Below are 13,201 nucleotides of genomic sequence, written 5' to 3'. Positions count from 1 at the left end.
GTACTAATTAAGAAGTAAATATGACAAAAGCTAAAACAATCAATCCCTCTTTCTCCGGAGGGAAGTTGCAGTATCAAGGTCCAGAGGTGGAGCTATACAATCTTCACACCCCTATAAGCTTGCTTACAGATGCCTCTGACTCAATCATTGCTATTGACGGAGAAACCGAGAACTTTATAGATGGAGATGATTTCTACTAACGTAATGATTAAAAGTAAACAGGAATGAAATTGATAAAATTTGTTGTCACATGCTTGCTTGGGGTAAGCCTCATTGCTTGTCAAGACAAGATTCGACAGGAGGAAGATATTCTTTCTAAGCCTAGTCCAGAGGAGAATATTGAGAAAGATTTTATCCCCCTTTTTGAGGCCGAGATGGCTCTCCCAGAGGAACAATTAAAGGGCTTCCAGGTAGGCTTTGATAGGTTGAGCAATACTACTGGAGACCAATCGAAAATTTTCTCCCCTCGTATCCGATTTCGCAAGCGAGATAATAGTGTTGAGCTTCTCTTGAGAAGAGAGAAGGGTGGGAATGTTAAGTTCATCCGAGAAAGGGCTGTAGCTAAGGTCATTCCAATTGATGGGTCTGGCAAAGAAACAGAGATGGCTTCTAACAAAGCTAAGGTAAGGATCTGGGTTCGCAAGCCTAATCCGAAGAAAAATAATCTGCCTTTCACCTTTGAGGAGGGAGAGACTTGGCATGCCATGATAATCATGAACTCGGACAACAAGACTATAACTGATAAAAGTGGCAAACAGGTAGCAGTATTCGGAGAAGAAGAGGAAGATAGAGAGAATCTGAATAGAAGTGGGCGTAGCATTGTAGAGTTTGTAGGAAAGAACCAAACTGCAGGGTCAGGTGATAAGGACACTTTTCGTGTCGCAAGGTATGGTCAAGAGGTGGGGCGACACTCTATCCCTCTTATTTCTAATTGGAAGGAACTCAAAATTCAAAAAAATGCCAAGCCTTCGACTGACCCCAGAGTGCCAGACGAACCCAATACTCTGTTTCGTTTGGCCAAGAATGAAGATTCGTTTACCATTAAACCCCAAGGGTTGCTTCTGCACTATCAGATTGTAGCAAACGTGTTTGAGGGCATTGATATGAGGCGAGCGGGGATCGTATCAAATGTCTTTGATTTTCAAGGAAGATATTTGCTTGATGAGGAAAATCTCAGGAAGGCTTTCGATGAAAAAGATCCACATGGATTTGGTATTCCAGCCTGGGAGGGGCAGCAATCAGCAGTGAAAAATTATATAGGATTTGAGATGTATAAAGCCACTTCAGACGATTACTCTTTGGGTTTCCCTTGGGATATGCCTAAGATCTTCGATTTGTTTGAGCCAGCAGGGTCTGGACAAGTTGGGCAGAAGATGGCTGAAACCTATAAAGAGTCTGACATATCTATGGCATTATTCTACGGATATAGACCATCAGATCAATACAGAGGAAAATTCGTGGGGATGGCGGTTGGTTTGACCACGCCTAGGACCGAGAGTACTTACGATGACCCTCCTGGCAACTACCCAGATGTAGCCAATCATATACAATGGGCTGTACCGAAGAAAAGTGTTCCAGCTAAGCCATTTACCTATCTTTGGATAAATGCACACTCGGCTCACAATCAAGATGGATATTACACAAGTAAAAAAAGTATCACAGAGCTATTTCCTGGAAAAGACTCTGATGAGTATGAACTCTTTCTTAAACAGAAAAATGTTCGGTCTCAACCTATGGTGGTCGTGCACCAGACCAATGCAACGTTTGGTCATCAGCTTGGGAAGGCCCCTAGATTGCATGCCATGATAACGACCGACCTCATGATTACAGAGCTTACATATAAAGAGGATAGTGGAAAAAACTACTCTGTAGTTGAGCTTCAGAATCCGTCTAAGCTAGATATTAACCTCAATGAGTATGCTCTTGTTCGTTTGAGGTTTGATGGAAATAAAATGAGTTATCTTAGAACAGATAATACATTTACGGACAGGTTGGAGGACTTGAGCGATGCTGATTTCTACTTTCTTAAAGATCTAAAAGAATCTGATATGGTTTCCATTTACAAACCTAATAATGATCAAGCCTCTGTTGAATATGGAGCTAAAGAGAGTGCTTATGCGGGTACGTATGTGGGCTCAGTCAATAGATATTTCAATAAGTTTGAAGAAAATGGAAAGAAGCTATTAGCTGCGGGTCAGATTGTTCTGATCGGAGCTTCTGGTTATGAAATAAAAAGCGCACATCTAGAATTGAAGTCTTGGTGGCCGACTTTCTTCCCTCGTGATCCTCGATATAATTCTTGGTATCTGGCTCAGAAGAGATTCCGCTATTTTGCACGCACCAGTCACAGTAATGTATTAGACATCAATAGTGGTAACAATACTCAAGTAAAGGATGGTTTGGCATTGGTTAAATTGTTTACTACTCAGCAAGGTAAAAAAAAGAAAGTTATCGATACTACAGCTCCTATTGGATTGAGTGGTTTTGGTTTCTCTGGCACTCTATATGACTACAAGCAAGAGTTTAATAAAGTAGCAACCACAACCTCCTATTACAGCCAGAAGCGTAAGGATGGTGTTGTATTTCCTTTTATGGCTCCTTATCGTACGAAGAGGGTTGAAACAGATTCTTGGAGCGATGACTGGGAACTACTTGCAAATCGGAATGATTTAGGCTATAGATGGCTAGCTTCTATAGATGCTGCAGGCCGTATCTCAGGAGGAAGGATTATGAATCTTCATCGATATCGCTATTTTGCAAAAGAGCGAACGCCTCTAGGTCAGCCAGACAAATATATGTCGTCTAGGCCAGAACAGCGCTAATTCTGGTCTGCTATCACATACCTCAGAACGTTGGGTTTGGAGGTATATGACTAAATGACTTCAGCCCCTCACTAGCCTCTAAGCTAGTGAGGGGCTGAAGTCATTTATGTAGGCATAACTACTCTCCCAGCGACTAATAACCACAACCTCTAAAAGGAGCAAAGTGCCATGCGACGGCCTTTGCAGATTGATATGTTTGAAGCTCATTCTCTACTATTTCTTCCCATCAATTTTCTCGAATTGATGGACACATCGCAGTGGATTAGTCCATCAATCCGATAAAATCAGTCCTTCGATTTTCAAGTTTGCCTTTGTAGTGTGGCTCAAATTATCCCGAAGATCATTGATATATTTTAACAGATGATTTATATCTTGCATGCAGACTGACTCTGTGATCGTCGTGTGCAAGTAAAAAAGACGGGGTATTTGATGTGGGTTGATTTAATAAGTCGCTTTTATTGATATATTTGTGTCGAGTACAAATACAAAAGAATACAAATCTATGAGAAACCAATTACGTACTTGGGTACTACTCTTGAGTATCCTGCTGGCTAGCCCTTGGGCCAGCGCACAGAAAACTGTTCGGTTCGTCAAGGCTGGTGGCTTTGGCGATGGCTCTTCTTGGACTAATGCCTCGGGTGAGCTACAGAAAATGATAGATGCCTCGTCCGTGGGCGATGAAGTCTGGGTTGCTGCTGGGCTCTATCACCCGACAGAGCTAATTAAGTCTAGTAAAAAGCGCTCTCTGACTTTCAAACTCAAGGATGGCGTATCGCTCTATGGTGGCTTCTCTGGAGTAGAGGTAAGCAAAGATGATCGAGCTCGGGCTGAGGTGGAAGCGCCTATGCACTTTGTTTTCAAAAATCAAACTATCCTAAGTGCAGATATTGACGCCGAAGAAGACGTATGGGTGCGCAAGATCGCCGAGGGGTCTACTGCTCGCTATATGTGGGAGATCTCTGGCAATAGAGGTAATGCCAACCATCTACTCTACTTGGACAAGAAGGCGACTAAGCCAATCACGATCGATGGCTTCGTTCTCACGGGGGCTTACGCCGATGTATATCAAGCCAAGTCTGCTGGAGCTGCTCTCTATGCTTCTGGAGCTATTCGGCTGGTTAATAGTATTATTCGTCGCAATGCTACCTACACTCGTGTGGAGGGAGATTTGGCTTTTCACGGGGGAGCCGTTTTCATTGGTCAGGGCAAGGAGGCCCAGATACGCAACTGTTTGTTTGAGGATAACCAAGCCTATCTACCCACGTTGAGCGCTAGTGGAGGCTCAGTCTACATGGAGGGTGGTATTGTAGAGAACTGCATCTTCCGAGGTAGTGTGGGGGTAGACGAGGGCGGAGCTATTACGATACATGGCGGTACCGTGCGCAACAGTCACTTCTACGATTGTTATGGCGCCAAAGGTGGCACTATCTCTGCTATAGATAGCCGTATAGAGGCCTGCCTCATCGCTCATAGTAGAGGCCTAGTAGGTGGGGGTATTTACTCCGAGGGTAGTGTCATACATCACAGTCAAATCATCAATTGCTATGCCGATGATCCTGCATTTGGGGATACGGGCGGTGGTCGAGGAGGTGGCATTCTAGGTAAGGTCAATACCACGATCATTGGCTCTATTATTGCCAACTGTACTGCCGGGAGCCGTGGTGGAGGTGTGGAGCTCATAGCAGGAGGTAAGCTCTATCACTCTACGATTGTACAGAGCAATGCCCGCCTAGTTAATAAGCCTATTACTAACCTTGACCTAGGGGAGGGCTGCATCCAAAGAAACAATCTCGTGGCGGACGATCTTGATCTGAGTAACTTCGTCGCCCCTTCTCGGAGCACGGGATTCCAAAAAGACGTAGACGGGCGCACCGAAGTACTGAGGGCAAATTGGGCATTAGCCCCCAAAAGCTCACTGATTGGCCAAGGAGATCTGGTCCCCGAGGTCAATGAAGAGCAAGATCTATTGGGCAATAACCGCATTAGGAATGGCGTCATTGATCCCGGAGCCATTGCCTTCGGTTCAGGAAACTCCTCCGATCCTAACATTAGATTTACTCTAGAAGAGGAGAACCAGACCATTACCCTCACTATTGGTGGCGCATCGGGGAGCCAATTCTCTATCGACTTCGGCGATGGCAGCCTCAAAGAATACTCAGGTGCCCAAAAGATTATCGAGCAAGTCACAGGTCGAGAGGTCAAGATATATGGCAAGGATATTTTGATCTTTATCGCCAACGATCAGGGCATTACCAAGCTAGACCTTAGCGGAGCGAAGGAGCTCATGAGGCTACAAGTGATGAATAATAAGCTCGAGGCTCTAGACGTGAGCCAATCTCCGAATCTATATATGCTCTACTGCGATCGCAATCAGATTAAGACTCCGCTCAATCTATCGGCTCAGCGCAGGATGAACGTCATCAGCTGCCACAGCAATCAGATACCGGGACAACTGAATCTGAAGCATATCCAAGGGCTGATCTCTCTGTTCTGCCACGGCAATAAGCTCACCGAGCTTATACTCCCCGACAATGGGCAAGGGCTGACAGAGATTGTATGCGATGACAATGAGCTCACGAGCCTTAAAGTTTTGCATCTGCCAGATCTGACCGAGTTAAGCGTAGCCGACAATAAGCTCACGAGTATTGACTTGAGCCAAAACACTAAGCTGACAAAGCTCTACGCCGTGAGCAATGAGCTCAGATCCATAGACCTGCGTCACAATAAAGTTCTAAAGACTCTCACGCTTACCGATAACGAACTTAGTAGTATCGATCTATCTGCTAATATGCTTCTAGAGGACCTATATCTCGGTGATAATGACTTGGCTCAGATAGATCTCTCGGCCAATACCAAGCTGACTTGGCTCATTGTCAGTGGCAATAAGCTCCGCTCACTAGATGTGAGCCAACAGCCTAGCCTCAAGCAAATCAAAGCCTCGGACAACGAGCTGGAGAAAATAGACCTATCGCACAATCCTGATCTCTCGATCCTCTGGCTAGGCAACAACCGCCTCGAGGAGCTAGACCTCAAAGCACAGAAGCGACTGATTTGGCTCGTGTGCGATAGCAATAGGCTCCAGAGCCTAGACCTCAAGCACAGCCCTGCTATCTCTTGGTTGGAGTGTGAGGGTAATCGGCTGACGCAGCTCGACCTATCGGCACAAACCAACTTACAGAAGCTATTCGCAGGGCACAATAAACTTATTGGCATCAATCTAGAGCATTGTCAAGGTGTACAGGGCATCAGACTTGAGGATAACCAGATACCGGCCGACAAGCTCGCCAAACTTTTAGCCGACCTCCCCGATGTGAGCGCAGTACAGGTCAATGATAACAACAGAGGCTGGGTCAAGACAATAGACATTAGCCTTAATCCTAGTAGTCATCTAGTCGATATTAGTGCGGCCACAGCCAAGGGGTGGGGGGTTACGAATACTCCCGGCAAGACTCTCTCGATAGATGAGATTGGTACTGCCCTGTCCGAGTTCTACTACGATGCCACCACGAGGCGTTTGCAGATAGGATTAGGCATTCGAGAGGTGGCGATATATGATGCATTGGGGGGCTGCGTTGGTCGCTTTGTCGTAGAGGGAGGTTCGCTAGACCTCACCACTCTATCAAGTGGTTGCTACATTGCAGTAGGTTACTCTGTGGCTCGTCCACAAGTCCACCGCTTCTGCCGCTAAGTGCCCGCTTATATATCGTTAGTCAAAAAGCTAAGCCTCTGCAGTGATCGTATAAGATCGCATTGCAGAGGCTTAGTAGGTTTCTAGCTTGTACGCTCGGCAGTCACTAGAGTGGTGCGAGATAGGGCAGAAGGGTAGGGTTGGGCATTTACCTCACTGTCTAGCGCATAGTAGGTCTATGGGGGTGTTTACATCTGCCGTTACGTTTATTTATGTAGCAGGTCTGGGCGAAGTCGCTCGGTGCGTTCTAAGGCCTGCTCCATCTTCCATTGCTCGATTTTGGCAGCGTGACCGCTCAGCAGGACATCAGGCACACGCCAGCCCTTGTAGTCGGCTGGGCGGGTGTAGATAGGTGGGGCTAGGAGATTGTCTTGGAAGGTATCGCTCAGAGCACTCTCAGCATCGCCGATCGCTCCCGGTAGCAGACGAGCTATGGCATCGGTCATCACGGCTGCTGCCAATTCGCCCCCTGTGAGTACATAATCGCCTATCGAGATCTCACGTGTAATGAGGTGCTCTCGCACACGGTAGTCGATCCCCTTATAGTGTCCGCAGAGTATGATGATATTCTCCAGCAGGCTCATTTCGTTGGCCATAGGTTGGTCAAACGTTTTGCCGTCTGGCGAGGTGAAGATTACCTCATCGTAGTGACGTTGTGCCTTGAGAGCGTTGATTGCTCGCTCGATCGGTTCGATTTGTAGCACCATACCAGCCTCTCCGCCGAAGGGGTAGTCATCGACACGCTTCCACTTGTCTGTCGAGTAGTCACGCAGGTTGTGTATGTGCAGATCTAGAAGGCCTTTGGCCCTTGTCCGCCCGATGATCGAGGTAGACATAGGAGCTTCCAGCATCTCGGGTAATACCGTAATAATATCTATTCTCACACTCGTGAAGTCAATTGAGGAAAAAAGTTTGTAATTCTTGTACAAAGGTAGCCACTATCTCACAATAATGCTTTACCTTTGGTGTTGGTTAAATGAAATGGATGTGGTCGCAATGCGAGATTTACCACTTTTTTATGCTCCTGATATAGCGACACGGCAGGAGCTCCCAGAAGTAGAAGCTGGGCATTGTCAGAGGGTTCTGCGAGCCAAAGAGGGTGATGAGATACTCATCACTGATGGCCGTGGTATGCTCTACGAGGCACGGCTTGTAGAGGTGAGCAAACGGCGTTGTGGCGTTGAGCTGACTAAGGCGGAGAGATGGGAGAAAGCGTGGCGTGGACGCATCACCTTGGCAGTAGCACCTACCAAAGCTATCGAGCGTATGGAGTGGTTGCTGGAGAAAGCGGTAGAGGTTGGTATCGACCGTATTATCCTACTCAAGGCCAAGCATTCGGAGCGTAGGCATATCAATGCTGAGCGACTGGAACGCATCATGCTTAGCGCAATGAAGCAGTCGCAGAAGGCCTTCCTCCCCGAGCTCATCACAGAGCAAGCAGTGGCGCAAGCCTTCGAACTGTGCCATGGAGATTGCTTGCTTTTGGCTCACTGTCGTAGATCGGAGGGGGGAATTCAAGAGCGCAAGCTCCCCAACCATTACTATCGCCCGAGCGAGGACGTGACTATATTCATCGGCCCCGAGGGGGATTTTACCGTCGAGGAAATCCTCCAAGCTCAAGAGCATGGAGGCCATGGCATCAGCCTTGGCGAGAGTCGCCTGCGTACAGAAACGGCTGCTCTAGTAGCCTTGCAGTGGATGCACACCCTACAGCTGCTAGAGGATAGCCCTCAATAAGGAATAGAAATCATAGAAAATAAAGAATACTACTGCTTAATACCGTATCATTCTTATGGAAAAGAAAGAAATTAAATTTAGCCTAGTCTACCGCGACATGTGGCAGTCCTCTGGTAAGTATCAGCCACGTAAGGATCAGCTCGAGCGTATCGCCCCTGTCATCGTAGAGATGGGCTGCTTTGCCCGTGTAGAAACTAATGGTGGAGCTTTTGAACAGGTAAACTTGCTCTACGGCGAGAATCCTAATAAGGCAGTAAGAGCCTTCACCAAACCTCTCAAGGAAGCTGGTATCCAGACACACATGCTAGACCGCGGGCTCAATGGTCTACGTATGTATCCAGTGCCTGCCGATGTTCGTCGTCTGATGTACAAGGTGAAGAAGGCTCAAGGCGTAGACATTACACGCATTTTCGATGGTCTCAACGACGCACGCAACGTAATCCCCTCAATCAAGTATGCTCTAGAGGCTGGCATGATCCCTCAGGCTACGCTCTGTATCACGCATTCGCCAGTACATACGGTAGAGTACTATGCAGCTCTAGCCGATCAGTTCATCGAGGCTGGCGCTCCAGAGATCTGCCTCAAGGATATGGCAGGTGTGGGTCGTCCTGCTTTCCTCGGTCGTTTGGTTAAGGCGATCAAGGATAAGCACCCCAATGTCATCATCGAGTACCACGGGCACTCTGGTCCCGGTTTCTCTGTAGCCTCAATGCTTGAGGTGTGTAAGAATGGTGCAGACATCATTGACGTAGCTATGGAGCCCATCTCTTGGGGTAAGATTCACCCAGACGTCATCACGATCCGTGAGATGCTACACGACGCAGGTTTCAAGGTGCCCGAGATCAATATGGACGCATACATGAGGGCTCGCTCGCTCACACAGGAGTTCATCGACGACTTCCTTGGGCTATTCATCGAGAAGAGCAACTATCTCTGTACCTCACTGCTCGTGGGCTGTGGCCTACCCGGTGGTATGATGGGGTCTATGATGGCCGACCTCAAGGGGGTACACGCAGGTATCAACATGCACCTCAGAGCCAAGGGCGAGAAGGAGCTAAGCGTAGATGATCTGCTCGTTAAGCTCTTCAATGAGGTAGAGTATGTATGGCCACGTCTTGGCTATCCACCTTTGGTAACGCCATTCAGCCAGTATGTGAAGAACGTTGCGCTGATGAACGTATATAATATGGTAACGGGTAAGGAGCGTTGGCTCGCTATCGACAATAATACATGGGGCATGATTCTCGGTAAGTCAGGTCGTCTTCCCGGGAAACTTGATCCAGAGATCATCGCTCTTGCGAAGGAGAAAGGATTGGAGTTCACAGACGAAGACCCACAGAGCAACTATCCCGATGCACTTGATGAATATCGCAAGGAGATGGACGAGAACGGTTGGGAGTATGGTCAAGACGACGAAGAACTCTTCGAGCTCGCCATGCACGATCGTCAGTATCGCGACTACAAGAGCGGTGTAGCTAAGCAGCGCTTCATGGAAGAAGTAGAGAAGGCTCGTACCGCTGAACTTACTAAGCAGGGCTACAACGAGGCCGATGCACTCAAAATCAAGCGCCAAGGTACAGAGCCCATTATTGCAGCTGCCTCGGGTAGCATCATCTGGGAGGTTGATCCTACAGACTACTCTACTGCTCCAGCCGTGGGTACATCAGTTAAGACCAATGAGCCTATCTGCTACATTCAAACTGTGGGTGGCTATATGGAGCCAGTGATTAGCAACTTCACTGGTCGCCTGACCGAAGTCCTAGCTCAGGGTGCCACAGTGCGCAAGGGCGAAGCGATCGCTTATGTGCGTCCTAGTGAGCAGGAAGAGCTATGGATAGAGAGCGAACCCGAACGCCTCAAGCGTGTAGAGAAGCTCGAGGAGGTTCGTCATGCAGTCACACGCAGACGTAATAGCCGTAGCTGTTGCTAGATGCGGTGGGGTTGTTTCTTTACTTAGGTAAAGTGCAGCCTATCCAATAATCATTAGAGGGTATCTTGGCGGTCGATCGTAGAGATCGAGGACAAGGTGCCCTCTAGCTTTTCCACACACGAACTCCATTTATTTAGTAAGAGTTTCCATCGTAAGAACTCCTAGGCCCGTAATCATCTTGATATATACCATTAACACTTTTTGTTTTAGTTTTTTGAGTAACTTAGCACCGTTTCCTGAGGGCTGTGCAGCATCCGATTTATAGTACAATTGCCCTTTCTTGCTTGAGGTTTGGTCTTTCTGTTAAGGTTGTATTTCTGTCACTAATAGCCTGTTAAGGTGAATTAGGGAATGGGGTTGTATGAGATATTAAAATATTTTATATACCTTTGCGCGTCGAAAATCACGTATCTCCCTTTGCATAGTGTGTACTTATTAAGTCAAGGGTGATGCTATGAACCTCCAAATATGATGTAATTTTACCCTTACTTGAACAATGAACAAGTATCTATTCGCTTTGCTCTCTCTTCTCGGACTGTGGAGTTGTGGTGGAGAGCTCAAAGCTCAGACTTATGCCGTTAGGTCAGACATGATCTCTAACCTATCGGGTAATTTTAATATTGAGATATCTAGTTCTATAACCAAGCATGTGTCGCTGCACTTGCCTCTCTTTGTTCGGCCTGCCAATTTGGGGCTTCCTTATTCGATTGGGCTCTACAATCTGAAAAATAACAATGGTTATTCTTCGCGAGAGATACCTCTATTCGAGTCTATCGCAACGGATCAGTCCATTAGTATTCAGCCGGGTATGCGATACTGGACCCTACTCTCCAACAACTACGGTCTATTTATTGGAGCGTTTGGCATAGGGGAGATATTTAAGCATGGAGGATTCGAGAGATACTCGTATTATATACAAGGATATTCTGTGGGGGCTGGTGCTTCCATTGGGTACGCTAAGGTTATCACACCCAATTGGAACTTTGAGTTTGAGTTCGGCTTGGGAGCTGTTGTACGCTTCTATGATCGCAGAAGTATCAGCAGTAGTAGAGTGCTAAGTCACAATAGAGATTTTACGTGGGCTGTCCCTCGCTGTGGTATTAACCTTGTTTATTTGCTGTAGATGAGATTAAAGTAAATTTTGATATTGAATAAAAAATGAACCGACAACAGACATACAAGCTGTTTTTTAGTGTTGCAGGCTTATTGATGATTGCTTCATGCTCTAGGCCGATTACCAAAACTTTGTTCTTACAATCGGGTAGGCCTCATATTTATCTACCTACCAACAAGGAGGAGAAGTCGGGAGGCATTCTCTCCGAGCGTGTGTCGTACGAAACGAAAATTGACACCATTCGTCCAGCTCATAAGCCAGCCTTAGATGACGAGGATATGAAGAGTGTGACGTTGGAAACCTTTACTGTGGTTGCAGATAGACCTAAGTTGAAGATCTCTACTGTGCGTAATGGTAAAATCAATCTGACGTTTTTGATGACAGTCCCCAAGGCTTTCATGGACAATCGTTGGCAGATTGTTTTGACGCCACACCTAATTAATGGCGATCAGACCTCTGCTCTGCCACCAGTAGTCCTCAAGGGCAGCCAGTTCAAGAAGGTGCAAGACGAAGAGTTCGCCAAGTTTGCTAAGTTCGAGAAGGATATCATTGATCCTAGTGACTATGACAAGAAGTTTTTTGACCAAAAGAAGCACAGTCTCTTTACCAAAAATCTCCAGCACAAGTACCTAGACCACTACACGGCTGAGTACAAAAGGTTGCAGGACTATCAGGCGTGGAAGCATATTGCTGAGGTACGCATCATGAATGCGAACGCACGAAGAGAGGGTCGGTACTATCAGCGCCTCAACGACAAGGCTATCGAGATGCTTGGCTCTGCCTACAACGATGATCTGTATGGCCTAGACTCTAGCAAGGTGCATCGTGGCTTCTCTGGTAGATACAACGAAGAGCATCGTAAGAACTACCTAGACAAGAAGCTCAGCACCTTGACGGTGGATAAGGTACCTAAGAACTATAGAAAGTACTTTGAGAAGAACTTTACCCTTGACTCGCTCAAGAACAAATCTCTGACCGAGAAGGATAGTGCCAACATTGCTAAGCATACTTATTTCTTCAAGGACATTGCTCAAAACGAGTCCAAGATCAAAAATAAGGATACTCACCGCAGGCATCTCGTGCGCTTCCCAGAGGTTGAGAACCCTGCACTCTCCGACTCGATCCGTACGGGTAAAGATTTTGTCTACTTGTATAGTCAAGATATTGATGTAACGGAAGATCTACAGCGCAAGCTCAGTGTTATTGTAGAGACACGTGTTACGGCGATGGACCAGAGTAGCTGGCATCAAGGCGGTGTCGATACACTCAACTTTATTGTGTCGGGTATGAACGACCTTGTAGACAAGACGCTTATATCTCGTCTGGACGAAGCCGACCAAGCGATCTATCAACAGGGCCTCGATAGGCTTGCAGTGAGAGATTATCGTGGTGCACTCAACATCATTAACCAGTATCCAGACTACAACTCGGCAGTCTGCTTGGCTGCTCTAGGCTACAACGATCAGGCGATTATGCTCCTCGACCGTATCACAGCCACTGGGAAGGCCGATTATCTGCGTGCGATTGTTTATGCCCGTATGAAGAAGCTCGAAGAGGCTAAGGAAAGCCTACTCTCGGCCGCTCGCAAGGAGTCTACTCTTGCCTTCAAGGTGGAGATTGAGCCTGAGTTTGCTGTACTTCTAGAGACTTACCCTGAGTTACAGGAGCAACTGGAGAATATCGGTGATGGGCTAGATGAAATGTAATTGAGCATATATCAGTAGTTAATTAAATAGTAGAGGGCTGTAGGTTCGTTAGTACGGACTTGCAGCCTTCGTTTTTGTGCGTCGGAGAGTTGGGGGTGTCGCTCGAGGAGACCGTTGCACGGCATTTTGCCTCTTTTCGGTTAGAAACGTTGTATATATCTCTGATTATTACTATCTTTAATATGTAATTAACTGTATCGACAT

General features: G+C 46.9%; 8 protein-coding genes. 7 read left to right on the top strand and 1 reads right to left on the bottom strand.

Annotated features, from left to right (window positions below; genetic code table 11):
- Positions 1–20 precede the first annotated feature (20 nt).
- The 3 genes from HQ48_RS06350 (at position 21) to HQ48_RS09050 (ending at position 6,510) form a co-directional block, all read left to right on the top strand.
- Positions 21–200, top strand: a complete 180-nt coding sequence (locus HQ48_RS06350) for a hypothetical protein (RefSeq protein ID WP_044232487.1) — start codon at positions 21–23, stop codon at positions 198–200.
- A gap of 24 nt (positions 201–224) precedes the next feature.
- Positions 225–2,822, top strand: coding sequence for a hypothetical protein (locus tag HQ48_RS06345; RefSeq protein WP_044232485.1), 2,598 nt, complete (start codon positions 225–227; stop codon positions 2,820–2,822).
- 502 nt (positions 2,823–3,324) lie between these two features.
- A complete protein-coding gene (locus tag HQ48_RS09050) occupies positions 3,325–6,510 on the top strand; it encodes a hypothetical protein (RefSeq protein ID WP_052409001.1) in 3,186 nt (1,061 codons plus the stop codon).
- A gap of 206 nt (positions 6,511–6,716) precedes the next feature.
- Here HQ48_RS09050 and trmD read toward each other — a convergent pair whose 3' ends face one another.
- Positions 6,717–7,394: a tRNA (guanosine(37)-N1)-methyltransferase TrmD gene (trmD, locus tag HQ48_RS06335; protein WP_044232552.1), complete on the bottom strand. Its 678-nt coding sequence runs from the start codon at positions 7,392–7,394 to the stop codon at positions 6,717–6,719.
- A gap of 112 nt (positions 7,395–7,506) precedes the next feature.
- Here trmD and HQ48_RS06330 point away from each other — a divergent pair, with 112 nt between their 5' ends.
- From HQ48_RS06330 to HQ48_RS06315, 4 genes are all read left to right on the top strand, one after another.
- Positions 7,507–8,247, top strand: coding sequence for a 16S rRNA (uracil(1498)-N(3))-methyltransferase (locus tag HQ48_RS06330; protein WP_044232483.1), 741 nt, complete (start codon positions 7,507–7,509; stop codon positions 8,245–8,247).
- A gap of 55 nt (positions 8,248–8,302) precedes the next feature.
- A complete protein-coding gene (locus tag HQ48_RS06325) occupies positions 8,303–10,177 on the top strand; it encodes an oxaloacetate decarboxylase (RefSeq protein WP_044186824.1) in 1,875 nt (624 codons plus the stop codon).
- A 496-nt stretch (positions 10,178–10,673) separates the two neighbouring features.
- Complete coding sequence (locus HQ48_RS06320; protein ID WP_044232481.1) at positions 10,674–11,300, top strand: DUF3575 domain-containing protein; 627 nt, start codon at positions 10,674–10,676, stop codon at positions 11,298–11,300.
- Between the two features lie 122 nt (positions 11,301–11,422).
- Positions 11,423–12,997 (top strand): hypothetical protein, encoded by a 1,575-nt coding sequence (locus HQ48_RS06315; RefSeq protein WP_152568336.1) that lies wholly within the window; start codon positions 11,423–11,425, stop codon positions 12,995–12,997.
- Positions 12,998–13,201 lie beyond the last annotated feature (204 nt).

It is taken from the genome of Porphyromonas sp. COT-290 OH3588 (genome assembly GCF_000769075.1).
In the GTDB taxonomy this organism is placed as follows: Bacteria; Bacteroidota; Bacteroidia; order Bacteroidales; family Porphyromonadaceae; genus Porphyromonas.
The sequence above is the reverse complement of the archived record's forward strand: the minus strand, read 5'-3'. Positions and strand labels throughout refer to the sequence as shown.

What these genes read in the sequence shown, in the direction of transcription:
- HQ48_RS06345 (WP_044232485.1), top strand. Translation starts at nt 225, where the DNA reads ATGAAATTGATAAAATTTGTTGTCACATGCTTGCTTGGGGTAAGCCTC.
- HQ48_RS09050 (WP_052409001.1), top strand. Translation starts at nt 3,325, where the DNA reads ATGAGAAACCAATTACGTACTTGGGTACTACTCTTGAGTATCCTGCTG.
- HQ48_RS06320 (WP_044232481.1), top strand. Translation starts at nt 10,674, where the DNA reads ATGAACAAGTATCTATTCGCTTTGCTCTCTCTTCTCGGACTGTGGAGT.
- HQ48_RS06350 (WP_044232487.1), top strand. Translation starts at nt 21, where the DNA reads ATGACAAAAGCTAAAACAATCAATCCCTCTTTCTCCGGAGGGAAGTTG.
- HQ48_RS06325 (WP_044186824.1), top strand. Translation starts at nt 8,303, where the DNA reads ATGGAAAAGAAAGAAATTAAATTTAGCCTAGTCTACCGCGACATGTGG.
- HQ48_RS06330 (WP_044232483.1), top strand. Translation starts at nt 7,507, where the DNA reads ATGCGAGATTTACCACTTTTTTATGCTCCTGATATAGCGACACGGCAG.